The organism is Marinitoga sp. 1135 (assembly GCF_013363245.1).
GTDB lineage: Bacteria > Thermotogota > Thermotogae > Petrotogales > Petrotogaceae > Marinitoga > Marinitoga piezophila.
In genome coordinates this window covers 248,436-268,709 of record NZ_LBEZ01000001.1, presented here as the reverse complement: position 1 = coordinate 268,709, position 20,274 = coordinate 248,436, and the positions used below count along the sequence as shown (strand labels likewise).

Sequence of the window (20,274 nt, the reverse complement as noted above, 5' to 3'; positions counted from 1 at the left end):
ATTTTATATCTACGTAGATATTATATCAAAAATTTAAATTTTTTCAGCCGGCTGAATAAAGTAAAAGGAGAAAAATTAGGGGCTTCAAAAATAGGAGAAAATAAGTTAAAGAAAAAGTAAAAAATATATAAAAAGAAAAACAATCAGTTCTACCGACACCTGGATTTTTATTTGAGGAACAATAGACCAATTAATAAAATCAAAAGAGAGCAAGGATATAAGCATAAGTGGAGTGAGATTTCATATATTCAGAATAAACAAAATCAAGATAAAATTGTTTAGGCTTCTTGCTCATGGTTTAACCACCATGTTAAAAAAATATAGTTTTAATAACTATATTAAATAAATATTTAACTCAATTATATTATACACCAGCGAGGCCCCACTTTTTAAGAGTATTATGAAAACTCTGTAAACAATATACTTTCAGAAATTCGAAAGATACTATTTAAGATAAAAATGGAGGAAATTAAAATGGAAGATAAATTAAATAATAATAATAATAATAATAATAATAAAATTATAAAACAAAAAAGTATTATTTGGAATTTAACAAAGTATTGTGTGTGGAATTGTCAATTTTGTTGTGTTGATGCAAAATGTATTCGACCATTTAGTCTAATTAATAAAGAAGAAAAACCGGATTTTTCTTATGATACAGAAGAACTTAATTTTAAACAAAAAATAGCAGTTATTGACCAATTGAGTAAAGGAAATTACCGTATTGATTTTTCTGGTGGGGAATTATTAATTGATCCTATGAACATAAAAGTTATTCAATATGCGTCAAAAAAACTTGGTAAAGAAAATATTGGAATTAGTGTTTCAGGTGCTTTTATTACAGATGAAATTGTTAAAATTTTAAAAAATACTGTACATGATGTTGAAATTACTGTAGATTATTTACCGTTTAAACCATATAATTTAAGACCGATTGGATATCATGAATATGCTGAATATGCGATAAAAAAATTAAAAAAACAAGGCATTCGTGTGGGGGTTCAAACAGTTCTCACGAATGCAAATATTTCATTGAAAAAAATTTATTCATTATATAATTGGATTCAGGAAAACAATGTAGACGAATGGAGTATTCTTCGTTTTTTCCCTTCAGGACGAGGACAATTTTATGAATTTCTAACTCCAACGCATGTTCAATATTGTGAAATTGTTGATTATATAAAAAATATATCCAAAAATGGAAAAGTAGAAATTAAGTTTCAATATCTTTTACCAAATCATGAAGCTTATACATTAGAATGCAGAGCAGTTAAGAGATCTATAGGTATTTTACCGAATGGAACAGTAATAGCTTGTTTTTGGGCTCTTGATAAAAATATGGTGCCAAACAATGATAAATATATCTTGGGTAAAGTACCCGATGAATATATTGAAGATATTTTGAAAAATGAAAAAGCTATGGAATGGAGAAATAAAACTCATATGTGTAATATTTTTACAAAAGAAATTTTAGAAAACTATAAACCACGAAAATATATTATATAGATTTAAGAGGTGAAAAATAAAATGAATGAACTAACCAATTTAAAAAAATTTATTTTTAATGCGAAACAGCATACTTATGCTAGCTCAAAAGATGGGGATGAAATAATTAATGATGATCGTAGTTATGAGTTTAAATATCAAGATAAAGAATTTTTATATCGAGATAGATATTTTGGAATTGACCCATTTACTGGGCAGGAGGTTGTATATTATAAAAATTCTCCTGTATGGTGTATGAACTATTATGGATACACTCTAGAAAATTCAAAGTTTAGAAATGAAATTTTCATTTTTTTAAAAACTGCATTAATACAACTTAATGAAAACTATCCATTTAGAGGTATTGATAATCTTCGGATTGGAAAATTTCAGTATATAAACAAATATAAAGGGGATCTTTTAAGGTTTTCGGGACATGAAGTAATTTATTATGAAAAACGTATTGTTTATTATTTGGATTATTTTGGTGGAGAAATAAAAGATCAATAGTCGATTAGTTTTGCTAATAAGGAGGAACATAGATGGAGAAAATTTGTATCCTTTTAGAAGATCATGCCGATATAAAATATTGTAAAACAACAATAGCACTTATAAAATATAGTAAATATGATGTTGTTGCAATAATAGATTCCAAAAATAAAGGAAAATTTTCCGATGATGTTTTAGGGACTCATAAGAAAATTCCGTTTGTTAGTAATATAAAAGAAGCATTCAAAATAAATAAAAAAATCAAAGCTTTATTTATTGGAATATCTCCTCCAGGTGGGGAATTTCCAGAAATAATGCGGAATCATGTTAAAGAAGCTTTAAGTATGGGTTTGAATGTTGTTAGTGGTTTGCATTATTTCCTGAGCGAAGATCCTGAATTTTGCGAATTAGCTCGTTTAAGTGGAAGCAAAATTATTGATATACGTAAAATTAGTAAAGATAAGATTTATTATAATAGATATAATCCTCGTAGAGCAGGTACAAATGTAATTTTAACTGTTGGAAGTGATTGTTCGGTTGGAAAAATGATTACAACAATTGAATTAAATAAATCAGCATTAAATAGAGGTTTGAAGTCCACTATTGCTATGACAGGGCACACAGGAATGATGATAGTTGGTGATGGAATTCCTGTAGATGCAACAATAAGTGATTTTACAATTGGAACTATTTCAAAATATATTCAGTACTTAGCTGAAAATCATGATTATGTATTTGTTGAGGGACAAGGGACAATTACACACGGTAATATATCATTAGCGTTATTGCATGGTGCAGAACCAGATTATTTAGTGTTATGTCATCAAGTAGGACGAAAATATATTAAAGGATATAATCAATGGTTAATTCCTCCTTTAAATGAATTAGTAAAAATATATGAATATGCATCATCCTGGAAAAAAGGAACTAATTATGCTCGCGTAATTGGAATATCCCTCGATACACACCTATTATCCCACGAAGAGGCTATTATCTATATTAATAGCGTTCAAAAAGAACTAAATATTGTTACTACAGATCCATGGCGTTTTGGTGTTAAAAAGATAATTGATGAGATTATTTCTAAACATAAAATGAAAATTTAAAATCGTTTATAAAATATTTATAATTTTAATATTTTTAATAATTTATTTAATTTTGTAAAATAAAGTGGAGGAATATATAAATATGGATAATAAAATAAATCATTTTAAATTCAAAGTAAGATCGCATCTGCCTGATATATTATATTTTATATCTTCGATGTTGTTTTTTTATACACAACTACATATAGTTATTGAATATTTGATGTTTTCAAAGATAAATTTTGTTGAGATATGGTTGTGTTTGATTTTATTTAAAATAGGTGAATTAATTCATGAATTTATTGATATAGAATATAATGATATATTTTCCATACTAATTATAATAATTTCAATAGGTTTAATTAAATTTAGTACTATTCCAATATTTTATTTTTTCTTTTCTTTCATTTTTATGAAAATTAGAAGTAATATATCAGAATATAGTAGTAAAAAAGTTAAAATTATTGGACGAGCAATAGGATTTATATTATCTCCTTTTTATAATAGTTTAATTTATTTATTATGTGTTATTTTAACATCAGTGATTTGTTTGTTGACTACTGAATTGGAAACAACAAAAAGATTAAAAATTAATAAAATAAATAATAAAGAAAATTCCATAATATATTTGCTTATGGCTCTGCATCATACGCATTATTTTGTGTATGCCTATTCAATTCCAATATTTTTCTTTCAAAAAAATATTTTACCAATAGAGATAACAGGCCTTATTTTTTATTTGGGCTGGGCAGCTTATAATGCTTATGAGAAAATAATAAAACCAGCATGGAATTGGTTTATTATAGGACATATATTGGCAGCATTTTCTCTTATTATATTATATATGACAAACGTTCTATTTTTTACAATTATAGCCTGGTTTATGACAGGACTTGGAGGTGGAACTGTGTATATGCTGCACAGTTTAGTATATAAAAAAAATAATAATACTAAAAAGGATATGTTAATTGCTGAAGGATTTGGACACCTGATAGGTATAATTTTGTGGGGTATTATTTATTTATTAAAAGGAGTTAATGCAAATTTTTTATTTGGAGCATTTTTTGCAATTATTATAGCTATTCTCTCTTATTATACAAATTATAAAACAAATTTAATAAGTTCACGATTTTAACTTATATTAATCATGATTATATCAAGGGAGGAATTTTAATGTATTATGCTAATGTAAAATTAGATATATTTAAAGTAGAATCATCTTTTTTTAAACTCAACCAATCTACTCCATCTGCATTATATAGAACAAAAGAATGGTTAGTTGATAGTCAACAGCGGTTGGGGGATATTCCGGTTTATATAGAATTATTTTATAATAAAAAACCCATTGCACTTTTTCCAGTTATTATATTTAACAAACAGAGTGATTATCCACCAGTGGATCCACATCGTATAATAAATGAAGCGCTTGGTATAAAAACGAATAAACCTATTGCATACTGTGCAACTTTATTTGGTTTGGGGTGTCCAATTTTATTTAATAAAAAAGAACATGATTGGGATTCTATAATTTCAATTCTTAAAGCATTATTAAAAGAAAAATTTAATTGTGAAAATCTTGTGTTTGGATACTTTTTTGAAAATGATGATCCATTTAAAGGTTATACTTTTAATAAAAATTATGTAACAATTAAATCTCATAAATTACTTGGTATCCTTAATACAGGAAAATTTACTTCTTTTGAAAATTATAAAAAAAGCTTAAGTAAAAATACAAGAAAATCTTATAATTCAGAAACAAACACTTTTATAAAAAATAAATTATATGTAAAAAATCTACCTATTAAAGAATATGATCTTGATTTAATAGGTAAAATGTCTTCAAATGTTTTCGCTAAATATGGTGCTAAAGTAGATCCTTCTAAAATATCGAATTTTGCCAAACATATTTCCGATAAATTCCCTAATAATTCTGGTATTATTTCATGTTGGAAAGACAAAAACATAATATCTTATGTATTATATATTAAATATAATAAAATTTTGTATGCTCATACATTTGGAAGAAATTATGAATTAGACAAATATAAATCATATTTTTTAGTTGCATATCATGCACTCATTAAATATGCGATTGAGACGGGAATGGAATATATTAATTACGGAGGAGGAGCTAGTTGGACTAAAAAAAGAAGGGGGGTATCTATAATACAAACATATTCATATGTTTGTTAATTATATATTATGAAAAAATATTTTAAAAATATCAATAGAAATATGCAGGTTATTTTGTTAGGACAGATAACAAATAATATCGTGTATTATTCTTTTCTGCCTTTTCTTTCTTTTTATTTGTCAGGAACATTTAATGTTAGTCAAATAGGATTTATGATATCTTATCGTTCAATATCAAATATTAGTGGTATACTTATTGGAGGCGGATTGGCGGATCGTGTTCGTCCAGAAAAGGTGATGGTAATTTGTTTAACTGGCGCTTCATGTATTTATTTTTGTTTGGCATTTATAAATAATTATATTATGTATAGTATTTTGCTATCTACTATAGGTTTTTTATCGGGAATTAGTTATCCATGTGAGAGTGTTCTTATAATGAGAAATACAAATTCAAAAAATCGCGCAGAAGTATTTGCTATTATACGTGTGATCTTAAATATATCTGCTAGTATTGCACCTATTCTTGCTGTTAAGATATTTATTAAATATCATATTATTACTTTTAGTATTCTTGCATTATTAAATATAATTTATGTTATATCAATAATCGCCTTTTTTAAGGGAAATGACATTAATCAAATAAAAAATGGTAAAATTTTAGATACATTTTTAGATGAAATATGGGGTATTATAAAAATTTTTAAAGATTATAAATTTTTGCTTTTAATTATGGCTTTTACCCTGTCAACGGTAGCAACATATTCCATTGAAACTACATTACCGTTATATTTAAATATATATTATCATAATGCTGAATATTTATATAGTTTTATTATATTACTAAATACATGGTTGGTTATCCTTTTGCAGATTCCGTTATCTAAATTTAGTAAATTTATTACTTATACAAAATCCGCAATTTTAGGACAACTTTTAGTAGGTATCTCTTTTATTTTTTTAGCATTAATTCATAATTCAGTAGGTTTAATTATTATATTCATAGTTTTTACAATTGGAGAAATTCTTATTTCTCCTGGTGCAACGCTTCTCATCGTTGATAATTGTAGTAGTAATAATACAGGAAAATACTTATCTATAGGCAAATTACGTCTATTTTTAGCTTTACCAATTTCATCTTCAATAGGTGGTTATTTGTTAAATTTAAAAATGGATAAAACTTTTCTTTATATGTATGGATTATTTGCGTTTAGTGGAGCAACTCTATTATTTTTTCTCATTAATAAGATAAACGATAGCAGTGTAAAATTTAACATTTCGAATATGAATAATATAATTTAATATTTATTTAACAAAACTATATAAATAGTGAGGGATTTGAATGGATATAAAACAACCTTTAATAGGGATTATTGGTGGCATGGGAGCATTTTCTTCACTTGAATTTATGGATACGATTTATAAATTTAATAGACCATATATTTCCGATCAACAAGCTCCAAGAATTATATGTGTTTCTGACACTAATATCCATGATCGTACATCTTCTATTTTACATAATTGTTGCGATTCATTACCTGATTCAGTAAATTCTATTATTAATAAACTATTATATTTCGAAATTGATATAATAGTAATAGCTTGCATAACTTTTCATTTTTATTTTAAATTGCTTCCGCCGGAGATACAAGAAAAAACAGTTAATCTTATAGACATTATTAAGAGGGAGCTGAAAAAACATAATAAATCAGCTGTTTTATTAGCAACACTCGGTACTTATAAATCCGGTATTATTAATGGCAAAAATGTAATTATTCCTTCATTGGAACAACAGAGAAAAATTCATTCCCTTATATATGAAATTAAAAAAGTTGGGAAAGATCCTGTTTTATTAGATGAATTAATGATTAACATTGAAAATATGAAAAATGAATTTAGAACTAATTTAGTTATTGCTGGTTGTACAGAAATACATATTGCCGTAAAATATTTTAAAGAAAATAAATTATTAAATGATATTACTTTTATAGATCCATTATTTACTATTGGGGTTAATATAAATAATATCCTCAGTTTGAAAAAAGGAGAGAATTTTTAATGGCAGAAATACTTTGTAAAAGTATAATTACAAAAAGTAAGCTACCTGAAACAGATTATTGTTGTAATATTTATGTTGGGTGTACTCACGGGTGTGTATATTGTTATGCACGTTTTATGAAACGATTCACAGGTCATACTAATGAAGAGTGGGGATATTTTGTTGATTATAAATCAAATGCAATAAATGTATTAAAAAAGGATATAAAAAAAATAAAAAAATATGAAAGGGTATTAATGGGAAGTGTAACTGACAGCTATCAACCTATTGAAAAGAAACTTCAATTAACTCGTAGATGTCTTAAAGCTATGGCAGACTTTGACATCAATATTTCAATTCTTACAAAATCTGTGTTGGTTTTAAGGGACATTGATATTTTTAAGAGATTCACGAATTGTGAAGTTGGCATTAGTTGTGGAATAAATAATAGTGAGGTATCTAAAATACTTGAACCCCATGCAAGTTCTATTGAAAAGCGTTTTGATGCATTAAGAAAACTAAAACAAAATGGTATAAAATGTTATGCCTTTATAGGACCGATAATTCCATATATAACAGACTTAGAAAAAATATTTTATAATATAAAGGATAATGTAGATTTTATTATGGCTGAAGCTCTTAATCTAAGAGGAATAAATCTACCTTTATTCAAAAAGCGTCTCATTGAGTTAGTAGGTGAAGAAAATACAAATAAAATAATAGCAACATGTAAAAATAATGAATATTGGAACATGGTAGAAAAAACTATTGTAAAATTATCTTCAAAGTATGGTATAGAAAATAAAGGCTTTTTTAGACATGTAAAGAGATGAAAAATAAAAAGCATAAAAGAAACAATAAATTGAAACAAGAGAAGTAGCTAAAAACACGAAACATTATTATTAAGTTTGTGATTAAAAAGATTAAATACAAAATCAGGAGTAAAATATTTCAAAGAACCATGAGGTCTGAGATTATTGTAAAAATAGATATATGAAATATAGTAATTATAAACATCCTCAATATTATTAAATTCAATAGATTCAACAAATTCTCTTTGAACATAAACAGCTTTTCGAAGAAAAGCGAGTTTAGAAAAACCATAAAAATAAAATAAAGCCATAAACCTTATTCCTGCGAAGCAGTGAATATTCTTGTAACCAAATTCATGAGTAATATTTAACTCTTCTATAAGAGCAGCAGTAAATTTAGCCTTGAATTGTGGTCCGTTATCTGTTCTGATAATAAGATTATCAGGAATAGCTCCTCTAAAATCAATAGCTTTTTGTAAGGTATTAATAAAATCTTTAGCTTTAATAGAATGACCAATATAAACACCAACAATAGACCTATCAAAAGCATCAATAATACTTAAAACAGGAATAAACACATCAGAAACCTTTTCACCTTTAGTATTAAGAGAAAAACCTTTAAAATGGGATTTTCTATTTCTTTTAACAACAAAAAACAATCTGGAATTATAATAAAAAGTACTGGGACTAATATTATAATTTTTAAGTAAAAAAGAAGTAGCAACACCAAAATTTCTATACTTAAAAACAATTAAAAAATTACCAATAAAAGTTACTTTCCACAGTTGTTTTTTTTTCAAAAGTTTAATCTCATCTTCTTGCATTTTAAGAAGAAGCTCTTTCTCAAGAAGACGTTCATAATATTCAAATTTCTTTTTTAAAACAGCAGAATCATTAGAATTATCCGAATCATTTCTAACAATGCCGGCAGATTCATAAATAAAAAAATCGCATGCTTCGCAAAAATAAAAGATAAAATATTATTTTAAATAAAAAATCATACTGCTTGCACAGCATGATTTAGAAATATCAGAAATAATAGATTTAGTTCTACCTTTTTTAGAATTAAAAACATTATCGTCATAACCAGAATCTTCATATTTTTTAACCCATTTAGTGAAAGCAGAAAAAGAAATAGAATATTTCTCACAGATATCAGCTTGAGTTAAAGAATCACTGGAAAGATATTCTTTAACAACAGATAACTTAAAATTAGGATCATATTTTTTTCTTTTTCTCATTTAAAACACCCCTTTCTTCTTTTCATTTTTATGATATCATTTTCTTATTTTTTCTCCAAATCTTCCAAGGGGTGATTACGCGGCTTGCTTCAAGATATTGGAAAAGAAAAAGTTATTTTTTAACAGTGATGAAAAAATTGGAGAGTGAAAAATGTCAAAAGAAGTGTTAAATAATAAAAATTATGTTTTAATAATTATTTCTGATTCAATTAACAGATTCGGAGATTCAATTGACAAAATTGTTTATCCATGGATGGTATACGAAGTTACAAATTCAACAAGCATAATGGGGATTTTATTTGCAATAAATTTTATTCCTCAGATAATTTTTACTATATTAGGGAGTAATTTCATCGATTTTTATTCAAAAAAGAAAATTGTTATTTCAGGAAATCTATTACGTGGAATCATTGTATTTTTTACAGCTATTTTATTGTTAACTAAAACCATAAATGTTTCTTATATTTTTCTTTTTTCCATATTAAGCAGTTCTTTAGGAACTATTGTTAAACCAGCGAATAAAGCTTTGATACCTTTAGTGGTTGAAAAAAATAATTTAATGGAAGCAATATCTTTTTCAAATTTATTAATTTCTATAGTTGATATATCAGGGTTATTATTTGGAGGACTTATATCATCATATTTTAATATGTTTATAGCTTTTATTATTAATAGCTTGACTTTTTTTATTTCTTCAGTATTATTAGCCTACATCAGGATAAATGAAATATTTGAAAAAAATATTTCAAAAAATAAATTTTTGATTTTTGATACTTTGAATTATATAAGAAAAAATAAAATAATATTTCCAAGTATTTTAATGGCTTTTATTGTAAACTTATGTATAACTCCATTTTATATATTACAAGTTGTATATGTAAAAGATATTCTAAATCAAAATTCTATTTATATTAGTTATATGGAAATATCAACATTATCTGGAATAATAATAGGAAGTTATATAATATCAAAAATATCAAAAAAGATTAAAAATCTTAATACTATAGTTGTAAGCATTATATTTTTAAGTATTACTTATGCCTTATATGTACTTCCACAAATAATTATAGTTGAAAACTATAACTTATTTATATACATAGTTTTTATAAGTTTTTTCTTTGGTTTTTTTGGACCTTTTTCGACAATACCACTAAATTATTATATTCAGGCGTATTCACCTAAAAATATGTTGGGAAGAATAAATTTACTAAAAAGTTTCTTAGCTAGAAGTTCAGCTCCATTAGCAGGATTGATAGTATCAATAATATCTAATAAAACAGATATTTTAAGTATTTTTTTAATTATGTCCAGTATTATGGGAATATCAGCAATTATATTTTATTTAAAAAATTATAAAACTTTTAACCAGGTAAAGAAAATTGTGAAAGAGTCAGTATGAGGTTTTAATTAAAAACCCCTCAATAATCTCATCAATCAAAGCTCTTTCATCATCTTCAAAAGAGTAATAACCAAGAGCAACACGCTTATAACCTAAACCATATTTAATTGCAAAATCACGAACATTATCTTTTGGATAAGGAGTAATAGGCCATTTAATATTGTATTGAACGCAATTTCTTAAAAACACATCAAAAACTTTCATTTCCTCATCACTGAGCTCAAAATAGTGTAGAATAAATTCTTTAAATTCTTCACATTCTTTAAAAGCTCAGTGATGAGTTTTTTTCTTGATAAAAAGATATTAGAGATATAAATTGATAGTCAAAAGTGTTATAAAGCGCCAAAGATACACTAAAAACTTTGTGAAAAATAAAAAATGTATAACTTAATTAATACAATACAGAGATTAAGGAGTGGAATACATGAAAAAGATAAAAGAAATAATAAATTTTTATAGATGTATTAGCAGGAAAAGATTGATTTTAACTCTTATTGGAGGTCTAATTCTTTCCTTTCCAATAATCATAAATATATATACGCCCGTTATTATAGGTAAAATAATCGATAATCTGTCAAATCAAACGCTAAATATAAATAATATATATCTTTTAATAGGATTATTTGCATTAAATATAATATTAGATTATATAGGAAATAAAATATATTTGTACAATAAATACAAAGCAGCAGATGAAATGAGAAACTATATATTTGAAAAAACTTTTAGTATACCTATAAAAGAATTTAACAGAAATGGTGCAGCATATTATTCTACATTAATTAGAGAACAATTAAATAACGCATTTGCAGTACTTGATTATTCGTTTATCCAAAATATTTTACTTACAGTACGAATGATATTTATTATGGGAATAGTATTTTTATGGAGCAAAATAATATTTATAGTATTTTTATTAAATGGTGTGGCAGTTTATTTGTTTTCAAAAAACATGAATAAATTGACAAGACCATATATAGAAAAAGGAATGAATGAAGTAAGGAAAATAAATTCCTTTCTAAATGAATCGTTTAATAATATCATACAGGTACTTTCCGGAAATTTCGTTAAAAAACTTTCAAGAGAATATCAGGAAAAGAATAAAATTACAACAGATTATTTTTTAAAATCAGAATATATAAGAGTGAAATTGAATATTTTGCTTTCTGAAATTCCGGAAGCATTTACAAAAGTGTTTATTATAGTTTATTCTGCATATCTGGTTTTAAAAGGAAATATGGAAATAGGTCAGATATGGGTATTATTGACTTATTATTCTTATATAAAACAACCATTTGAATTCTTTAGATACTTCTCTAAAGCATTTTTAGAAGGTGATGTAACTATTAATGAAATAAATAAATTTTATAGTAAAACAAAAGAAAACAAAGGAAAAGATAAAAAATATATGGAGTTATTATCTGCAGATAATTTTTACACATTAAAAAATGTAAACTACAAAATAAATGGAAGAAAAATATTGAAAAATATAAATATTGTATTCCCTAAAAATAAAATAATAGGAATAGTTGGTTTATCTGGAGAAGGAAAATCAACACTGATAAACATCTTATTAGGATTTGAAAAAGAATATGAAGGAGAAATATACTTAAATAGAAAAGACATAAGGAATTTAACTCATGAAGAAATATTTAACGAATTGGATTATTATGAACAAAATGTAAAAATATTTAATAAATCACTAAAGGAAAATATAATTTTAGGTCGAGAATGGAATAAAAAAAGATATGAAGAAATAGTCGAAAAATTAAAATTAAAACATTTAGAAAATAGAAAGTTAGGGAGCAATGGTGAATTTATTTCTGGTGGTGAAAAACATAGAATTCAATTAGCCAGAATTATGTATTCAAATAAAAAATATGTAATCCTTGATGAACCGCTTACCAACCTGGATGCAATTAATGAAAAAGAACTGCTGGATATATTAAATGAACATTTAAAAGATAAATCAGCAATTATAATTTCTCATAAATTTAATATCATAGATATTTGTGATTTAATAGCGGTAATAGAAAACAGTAAGATAACCTCATTTGATGCTCATGAAAATTTATTAAAGAAAAATGATTTATATAAAAAATTAAGAGATATAGCTGTTAATTTTGAAAATCGATCTAAAATAAATCAATGAATTTTATTAATTTTATAGTAAAACGCAAGAAAAATTTCCTTAAAAAGAATTTCGCGATATAAGACCTTTGTTTGAAATCGGATGATAAATTAATCATCCGATTTTTTTATTGCCTTTAAAATCGCTAATTTTTAAAAATCATAAATTTTGATACCTGGTAAAATTATATTTTTCTATTTAACTTCGGTAAATCAAAATTTACCGAAGTTAAGAGAAAGTCTTTAATAAAGCTAAAAATCGCTATTTTTCTATTAAATATACCTATAAAAATACAAATATTTGAGTATGAGACATTATCTATTTTTTCTAGATGAAATATTTTTTTAGTACTTTTTTATATAATATATATAGTTTATACAATATATAATAATTATTACATTGTATTTGTGGTTTTTGTTTGTTTTTGATTTTTCTATTGGTCGTATTAATGTATATTGCATTATATAATTTATTATTGGATATATAATAATTTATCTATTGTATAATATAAATATTTGATGTATAAGAAAAATGAAATTGATTATTTTTAATTTTTAATAAATAAATTTTATCTATGAATATATAATATACATTAAAATATATAATGTATAAATTTAATTGATAAAAAAATTCCAGATTTGAATTTTTATGGTATACTTATCATGGAGAAATTTTTTGATTGGAGGATGAAATTATGGGAAAGGTTCTAGTTGTTGATGATGATAAAGTAATTAGAGAATTTTTAAGAGAATTACTAACTTCAAAAAATATTGAAGTTAACGATGTAGAAAAAGGAAGCGAAGCTATAGAATTACTTAAGCATACAGAATATGATGTTGTATTATTGGATATAATAATGGAGGATTTAGATGGAATAGAGGTTTTAAGAAGAATAAAGAAAATGTCACCATTAACTACTGTAATTATGATGACTGCTTATTCAAGTCCGGATTATGTTTTGCATGCACTAACTCTTGGTGCAACTGATTTCGTTGAGAAGCCGTTTGAGCCAGAACTGATATTAAAATTAGTTAAAGAAAATCTTACTCGTGTGAAAAGATGGAAAAAATCTTTGGGTTTATGAGGGCTATATATTATGTCCTTTATATCTAATCTAACTTTTTCGGAGTTTAATGAATATATTAGTAAAATTTTTGATTTAATAATAAAAAAAGTAAGAGCTGATTCTGGCTCTATTCTTGTTCTTGATGAAAATGAAAATATTATATACAAGGCTGAAAAAAATCTTACCATTGAAATTGAAAAAATCTCTGTTGGTGAAATTGACAGACTTGTTTCCAGAATGAAGAAGCCTGTTATTCTTGAAGATTTATCAGAATTTCCTGATTTAAAAGGTAAAAAACGAGAGGAAATAAAATCATCTATTATTTTTCCAATGTATTTCAAAGATAAATTAATAGGTTTTTTAAATTTAAATAGAAAAAATTCATCTTTTATCAATAAAGATATTGAAATTATAAAAGAGCAGGAAGTTTTTTTAATTCCTACTATATATAATATTGTTCTTTTAGAAGAAATAAATAAGGAACGTAGAAAGTTTAATAGATTTATTATTGCATTAAAAATTATGATAGATTCATATTCTAACTCAAAAAATACATTTGAATTTTTAGGAAAGGTTTTAAGTGCGGTAAAAAAAGAATTGAATGCAAAAATTACATTTGTTTTTCATGATTCACAATATACTGGAAAGGGGATAAGATTTGGAGACAAGGTGCTTGAGATAGTATATGGTGAAAATTATGATATTGAGTATGTTGAAAAAATAGAAGAATTCTTTAAAAGTATATTATTATTAAAACATCTTGAAGAAATTACAAAAACCATAGATGTATATTCTGAAAATTCCAAAGAAATTTTAATGATGAATTTTGTATCCTGGGAATTGCTTCAAGAGGTAAATAGCACCTTAACCTCATTAAATATGATAGCTTTTATGTTAAAAGACAAAGATCCACGATTAGCAGAAAATATAAAAGAAACTGTTAAAAGATTACAAAGTGCATCTGATAAATATAAATCTAAATTCTTTAAAGATAAAAAAATAGAACTTGTGGATATCTATGATTTACTTGAAGATATTGGAAAACGTATAAAAATATTTTTACCTGATATTGATTTTAAAATATTGAATATTTTTCATACTAAAATATACTTTCAGAAAGAAATTATTTCAAATGCCTTTTTCAGTATTTTTCTCACAATACTAAAAGATTTAAAAACAGATAAAAACATTTCTTTTGAAATTTCACACGAAAAAATAAGTTTACGTGAGATAAAAGTGATAATTACAGCATACCCAATTAATATGTCAATAAGCGAAGAAAAGATTAAGGAGCTTTTTAAAATACCATTTGGTATATTTGAAAATTATCATATTAAATCAAATGTTCAAATTAACGAAGATAAAATAATTTTAGATTTCATTATCCCAAAAAAATAATACCCTTAAAAAGGGTATTATTTTTCTAATGCATAAACAATTTTTTCTAAATCGTTATATGTGTTAATATATGGAATTTGTTTTCTTATTTCCCTGGCATTTTTTAAACCTTTTGTGTAAGCAATAAAAATCTTTTTAAATCTTCTAATTGCTTTTTCTTCACCATAATCATCTATCATCATTCTAATATGTTCTAAAATTGTTGATTTAAATTCTTCAAATTCTGGCTTTCTATTTGAGAAAATCCATGGATTGCCCATACTTCCACGAGCAACAATTACAAAATCTACATTATATTCACTCATTAAAATTTGCGCATCTTCATATGAATAAACATCTCCACTTGCTCCTAAAGGAATATCACAAATTTTTTTTAAATCTCTAAACCTTTTCCAATTCGCCTCTCCAGAATATAATTGTTTTTGAGTTCTGGCATGGACAATAACATAATTAGCATTATTCTTTTGAACAACTTCGATTATCTTTTCTGCAATATCCTCATCAAAACCCAATCTGATTTTTACTCCCACTGGAATTTCAACATTTTCCTTTAATGCTTTAATAATATTTCCCAACTTATCTAAATCCTTTAATAAAGCCGAACCTGCTCCTTTTTTTATTACTTTTTTAACAGGGCAACCGGCATTTATGTCAATCCAATTTCCTTTATTTTCAACTAATTTTGCAGCTTTTATAAAACTTTCTATATTAGAACCAAATAATTGAATACCAATATCTTTTTCATTTTCTTTTGGCAACATTGAAAAACTTTCTTTTTTATCTCTAATTAATGCTTCTACACTAATCATTTCAGTAAAAGTAAATTCTGCACCATTCTTCCTGCATATTTCTCTATATGCATAATCTGTATAATCTGCCATTGGTGCCAATCCAATTTTACCTTCTATCATATATCTCTCAACCCCAAATTTGGAACTGCATCAAGAGATAAATCAGCAAAATTATTTCTAATAAATTTTTCATAACCTGCACGTGCAATCATAAGCGCATTATCAGTACATAAATTTAACGGCGGGAAATAGATTTTCATATTTTTTCTTTTAACTTTTTCTTCTTCTATTCTTTTCCTTAAATATGAATTTGCAGCAACACCACCTGCAATAATTATTTTATCAACCTTTAAATCTTTAGCTGCTTTCATAGTTTTATGAATTAATGTATCTATTAAAGCCTTTTGGAATGAAGCCGCCACATCTTCAATCTTATAATTATCATTTTTCTTAGTAAAATATAATAGTGCAGTTTTTAATCCGCTAAAACTAAAATCATATCCTTTATGATACAACGGTTTTGGAAAATCATAAATAGGTTTTCCATTTTGAGCTAATTTATCAATTTTAGGACCGCCAGGGTATCCAAGATTCAACAATCGAGCAACCTTATCAAAAGCTTCGCCTGCTGCATCATCTATAGTTTGACCAATAATTTCAAAATGCAAATAATCTTTTGCATGAAGTATCATAGTATGACCACCAGAAACAAGCAAAACGAGAAATGGCGGTTCTAAATCATCGAAGGCTATAAAATTGGCATAAATATGCCCGTACAAATGATTAACTCCAATTAATGGTTTATTTAAATTTAAAGCCAACCCTTTTGCAAAATTTAAACCAATAAGCAAAGCCCCGACTAATCCGGGGCCATATGTAACTGCAATAGCAGAAATTTCTTCAGGTTTTATATTAGCTTCTTCAAAAGCCTTATTAGTTAATTGATTTAAATAATTCAGATGTTTTCTTGCTGCAATTTCCGGAACAACACCACCAAATATCTTATGTATATCAATTTGCGAAACAACAAGGTTAGAAAGTACTGTATTTCTTCCCTTTAAAATTGCAACAGCTGTTTCATCACAGGATGTTTCAATAGAAAATATAATAGGTTCTTCCTTCATTATGCACTCTCCCGCTCAATCATAACAGGTTCTTTCTTTTTCTTAACAACATCTTCATCAATAATAATTTTTTCTATAATGCCTTTTCTTCCAGGAACTTCAAACATTATATCAAGCATTACTTCTTCAAATACGCTTTTTAAAGCTCTTGCACCGGTTCCTCGTTTTAATGCTTCTTTAGCAAGTTCATATAATGCACCATCAGTAACTTCCAATTCAACGCCATCTAATTCAAGCATTTTCTGGTATTGTTTTAACAATGCATTTTTGGGTTCTTTCATAATTTTTACTAAATCTTCTTCACTTAAGTCGCTTAATGTAGAAACTACAGGAAATCTTCCAACAAATTCTGGGATTAAACCATAATGTACTAAATCATCTTGAGTTACATTCTTTAATATTTCTCCAAGTTTTAAATCTTTTTTAGACTTTATTTCAGTACCAAAACCCATTGTAGTTGTAAGAATTCTTTGTTTAATAATATCATCAAGTCCATCAAATGCACCACCAGCAATAAACAATATATTAGAAGTATCTATTTTAATAAATTCTTGATATGGATGTTTTCTTCCACCTTGAGGAGGAACATTTGCAATAGTTCCTTCTACAATTTTTAATAATGCCTGTTGAACACCTTCACCTGAAACATCTCTTGTAATTGAAGGATTAGGTGATTTTCTTGTAATTTTATCAATTTCATCAATGTATATAATACCCATTTGAGCCTTTTTAGTATCAAAATTAGCAGCCTGTAAAAGTCTTAAAATAATATTTTCAACATCTTCACCAACATAACCAGCTTCTGTTAAAGGTGTTGCATCAGCAATTGCAAATGGAACACCAAGAATTTTAGCTAAGGTTCTTGCCATTAATGTTTTACCAGTACCAGTTGGTCCTATTAATAATACATTTGACTTTTCAATTTCAACATCATCGTGTTTATTGCCGTAGAAAACTCTTTTATAATGATTATAAACGGCAACAGCAAGTGTTTTTTTAGCATATTCCTGTCCAATTACATATTTATCTAACTCTGCCTTTATTTCAGCAGGTGTAGGTAATTCCTTTTTTTCGCCTGCATTTTCTCCCTCGATATTTTTTGCTTCCTGTTCTTCTATTAAATCAGCAAATAATTCTATACATTCATTACATATATACACACCAGGTCCAGCGATTAATGTATCAACTTTGCTTGCTGGCCTTCCACAAAACGAACAATATTTTTCTTTCATAAACCGATTCCTCCCGTTTAAATATAATTTCTTTTATCCTATTTTAACACCTTCATGTAGATTTTCTTCAATAACTTTCTTTAATATTTTGTAAAAAAATACATTATCATAAAATTTTTTATTTTATGTAGTTTTTAGTTTTATCGAATTTTAGTATTTAATAATTAAAATCAATAGCTTAAATATATTTTATTAAATACTATAATTTACCAAATTTCTATTTTATTATATCTATAAATTTGACATTTATATAAATTTTTTGTATAATTATTTATATTCAAACTTAAAATTCTTTTTAAATCCTGAAAGTTTACAGGAGGCTAAATATGTTAGAATTTATCTTTAACAGTAAAATAAAAATAAAAGTTTTAAGAACTCTTGTAGAAACTGATGAAATTTATTTTAACGACTTAAGAAGAAAAATAAATAGTGGTGCTGGTAGTTTGAAAAAAGTTATTGATTTCTTTTATGAAAAGAATATAATTGAATTAAAAAGAATAGGTAAAAGAAAACTTCTTATATCTCTAAATAATAATTACAAAGAATTATTAAAAAAGATTTTCGAAATAGAAAAAGATTTTATAAAAACCTATAGAAAAATTTAAGATTATTTTTTTTGAATTTAAAAAATTAAAAAATAATTTTTCAAGGAATAACAATAACATCCTCCAAAAGGGAGGATGTTATTGTTATATATTAAATTCTTCTATATCTTCACCAAGTAAAATTTTTGAAATTCTTAAAGATGCCTTTCCATCACCAAAAGGATTTTTTGCATGAGACATTTTATTATAGAAATCTTTATCAAATGCCAATTTATTTATATATTCTTTTACTGTTTCTTTTTCAGTTCCTATGAGTTTTGCTGTCCCGGCTTCTATTGCTTCAGGTCTTTCTGTTGTTTTTCTTAAAACTAATGTTGGTTTTCCTAAAGCTGGAGCTTCTTCCTGGATACCACCGGAATCGGTCATAATAAAATCAGCTCCTGTCATTAAAGCTGTAAATTCAAGATATTCAACAGGATCTATTAAGATTGCATTTTTTATATTTTCTAATATTGGATAAACAACTTCTCTTACTGCAGGATTTAAATGTACTGGAAATACTAAATATATATCTGGATTTATTTCAAGGAACTCTTTAACTGTTTCCATTACATTTTTCATTGGTTCTCCCCAATTTTCTCTTCTATGCATTGTCATTAGTATGTATCTTTTATCGTTTAATCCGTATTTTTCCTTTATTTTTTCTATTTTTTCTTTATTTTTATCTATAACCCATAACAATGCATCAATAACCGTATTTCCTGTTATAAATATATCTTTTTCGTTTATTCCATCTTTTAATAGATTTTCTTTTGCATTTTGTGTTGGTGGAAAATGCAAAGTGCTTAATACTCCAGTTAATCTTCTATTCATTTCTTCCGGAAAAGGGTTATATTTATTGTTTGTTCTTAATCCTGCTTCCACATGTCCAACAGGAATTTTATAATAAAATGAGATTAAAGCACCTATAAATGTTGAAGTTGTATCTCCCTGAACGAGTATATAATCAAATTTTTCCTTTTTTAAGATATCATCTATTTTTTTTACGAGATTTGCTGTTAATTCCGGCAATGTTTGGCGATGTGTCATTACATTTAAATCGTAATCAGGTTTTATATTGAATAGTTCTAAAACCTGATCCAGCATTTCTCTATGCTGTGCAGTTGCAATAACTTTTGCGTCTATATTATGTTCTTTTAATGAATGATATACCGGTGCCATCTTTATTGCTTCTGGTCTCGTTCCAAATATTAGTCCAACCTTCATTTTTTCACTCCTTTAATATATTTAGATGATTTATTGCATTTG

The 20,274-nt window shown here is 25.7% G+C and carries 20 protein-coding genes; 13 read left to right on the top strand and 7 right to left on the bottom strand.

What is annotated here, in order from left to right; translation table 11 throughout:
• Positions 1–474: 474 nt before the first annotated feature.
• The 8 genes from XO10_RS01425 (at position 475) to XO10_RS01390 (ending at position 8,060) form a co-directional block, all read left to right on the top strand.
• A complete protein-coding gene (locus XO10_RS01425; RefSeq protein ID WP_175421040.1) occupies positions 475–1,506 on the top strand; it encodes a radical SAM protein in 1,032 nt (343 codons plus the stop codon).
• Positions 1,507–1,527: 21 nt separating this feature from the next.
• Complete coding sequence (locus tag XO10_RS01420; RefSeq protein ID WP_175418060.1) at positions 1,528–1,995, top strand: DUF5680 domain-containing protein; 468 nt, start codon at positions 1,528–1,530, stop codon at positions 1,993–1,995.
• A 32-nt stretch (positions 1,996–2,027) separates the two neighbouring features.
• Positions 2,028–3,080, top strand: coding sequence for a DUF1611 domain-containing protein (locus XO10_RS01415; RefSeq protein WP_075780156.1), 1,053 nt, complete (start codon positions 2,028–2,030; stop codon positions 3,078–3,080).
• Positions 3,081–3,162: 82 nt separating this feature from the next.
• A complete protein-coding gene (locus XO10_RS01410; RefSeq protein ID WP_075780155.1) occupies positions 3,163–4,194 on the top strand; it encodes a hypothetical protein in 1,032 nt (343 codons plus the stop codon).
• 38 nt (positions 4,195–4,232) lie between these two features.
• Positions 4,233–5,252, top strand: coding sequence for a peptidogalycan biosysnthesis protein (locus XO10_RS01405; RefSeq protein ID WP_075780154.1), 1,020 nt, complete (start codon positions 4,233–4,235; stop codon positions 5,250–5,252).
• A gap of 54 nt (positions 5,253–5,306) precedes the next feature.
• Entirely contained in the window at positions 5,307–6,491 is a 1,185-nt protein-coding gene (locus XO10_RS01400; RefSeq protein WP_175418059.1) for an MFS transporter, read from the top strand.
• 40 nt (positions 6,492–6,531) lie between these two features.
• Positions 6,532–7,248 carry an aspartate/glutamate racemase family protein gene (locus XO10_RS01395; RefSeq protein WP_075780152.1) on the top strand — a complete coding sequence of 239 codons (717 nt, stop codon included), beginning with the start codon at positions 6,532–6,534 and terminating at the stop codon, positions 7,246–7,248.
• Entirely contained in the window at positions 7,248–8,060 is an 813-nt protein-coding gene (locus XO10_RS01390) for a radical SAM protein (RefSeq protein WP_075780151.1), read from the top strand. The genes XO10_RS01395 and XO10_RS01390 overlap by 1 nt, the downstream gene beginning before the upstream one ends.
• A gap of 47 nt (positions 8,061–8,107) precedes the next feature.
• On the opposite strand, the gene XO10_RS01385 is transcribed toward XO10_RS01390, so the two are convergent.
• On the bottom strand, positions 8,108–8,839 hold the full coding sequence (locus XO10_RS01385; RefSeq protein WP_175418058.1) for a DDE-type integrase/transposase/recombinase: 732 nt from the start codon (positions 8,837–8,839) through the stop codon (positions 8,108–8,110).
• A 180-nt stretch (positions 8,840–9,019) separates the two neighbouring features.
• Positions 9,020–9,280, bottom strand: coding sequence for a transposase (locus tag XO10_RS01380; RefSeq protein ID WP_075780150.1), 261 nt, complete (start codon positions 9,278–9,280; stop codon positions 9,020–9,022).
• A gap of 151 nt (positions 9,281–9,431) precedes the next feature.
• On the opposite strand from XO10_RS01380, the gene XO10_RS01375 reads away from it, so the two are divergent.
• A complete protein-coding gene (locus XO10_RS01375) occupies positions 9,432–10,679 on the top strand; it encodes an MFS transporter (RefSeq protein WP_075780149.1) in 1,248 nt (415 codons plus the stop codon).
• Here the strand turns inward: XO10_RS01375 and XO10_RS01370 are convergent.
• Positions 10,671–10,883: a hypothetical protein gene (locus tag XO10_RS01370; protein ID WP_232223911.1), complete on the bottom strand. Its 213-nt coding sequence runs from the start codon at positions 10,881–10,883 to the stop codon at positions 10,671–10,673. The genes XO10_RS01375 and XO10_RS01370 overlap by 9 nt on opposite strands.
• A 220-nt stretch (positions 10,884–11,103) precedes the next feature.
• Between XO10_RS01370 and XO10_RS01365 the strand changes: the two genes are divergently transcribed.
• The 3 genes from XO10_RS01365 (at position 11,104) to XO10_RS01355 (ending at position 15,274) form a co-directional block, all read left to right on the top strand.
• A complete protein-coding gene (locus XO10_RS01365; protein ID WP_175421039.1) occupies positions 11,104–12,831 on the top strand; it encodes an ABC transporter ATP-binding protein in 1,728 nt (575 codons plus the stop codon).
• A 673-nt stretch (positions 12,832–13,504) separates the two neighbouring features.
• Entirely contained in the window at positions 13,505–13,894 is a 390-nt protein-coding gene (locus XO10_RS01360; protein WP_014295733.1) for a response regulator, read from the top strand.
• Between the two features lie 12 nt (positions 13,895–13,906).
• Positions 13,907–15,274 (top strand): GAF domain-containing protein, encoded by a 1,368-nt coding sequence (locus XO10_RS01355; protein ID WP_014295732.1) that lies wholly within the window; start codon positions 13,907–13,909, stop codon positions 15,272–15,274.
• 17 nt (positions 15,275–15,291) lie between these two features.
• On the opposite strand, the gene XO10_RS01350 is transcribed toward XO10_RS01355, so the two are convergent.
• From XO10_RS01350 to clpX, 3 genes are read right to left on the bottom strand one after another with little or no spacing between them, the layout of a single operon-like run.
• Positions 15,292–16,185 (bottom strand): tRNA-dihydrouridine synthase, encoded by an 894-nt coding sequence (locus XO10_RS01350; RefSeq protein WP_175421038.1) that lies wholly within the window; start codon positions 16,183–16,185, stop codon positions 15,292–15,294.
• Positions 16,182–17,189: a tRNA (adenosine(37)-N6)-threonylcarbamoyltransferase complex transferase subunit TsaD gene (gene tsaD / locus XO10_RS01345; RefSeq protein WP_175421037.1), complete on the bottom strand. Its 1,008-nt coding sequence runs from the start codon at positions 17,187–17,189 to the stop codon at positions 16,182–16,184. The genes XO10_RS01350 and tsaD overlap by 4 nt, the downstream gene beginning before the upstream one ends.
• Positions 17,189–18,421: an ATP-dependent Clp protease ATP-binding subunit ClpX gene (clpX, locus tag XO10_RS01340; RefSeq protein WP_014295729.1), complete on the bottom strand. Its 1,233-nt coding sequence runs from the start codon at positions 18,419–18,421 to the stop codon at positions 17,189–17,191. The genes tsaD and clpX overlap by 1 nt, the downstream gene beginning before the upstream one ends.
• 326 nt (positions 18,422–18,747) lie before the next feature.
• On the opposite strand from clpX, the gene XO10_RS01335 reads away from it, so the two are divergent.
• Positions 18,748–19,026, top strand: a complete 279-nt coding sequence (locus tag XO10_RS01335; RefSeq protein WP_014295728.1) for a hypothetical protein — start codon at positions 18,748–18,750, stop codon at positions 19,024–19,026.
• Positions 19,027–19,110: 84 nt separating this feature from the next.
• On the opposite strand, the gene wecB is transcribed toward XO10_RS01335, so the two are convergent.
• Positions 19,111–20,232 carry a non-hydrolyzing UDP-N-acetylglucosamine 2-epimerase gene (wecB, locus tag XO10_RS01330; protein WP_014295727.1) on the bottom strand — a complete coding sequence of 374 codons (1,122 nt, stop codon included), beginning with the start codon at positions 20,230–20,232 and terminating at the stop codon, positions 19,111–19,113.
• Positions 20,233–20,274 lie beyond the last annotated feature (42 nt).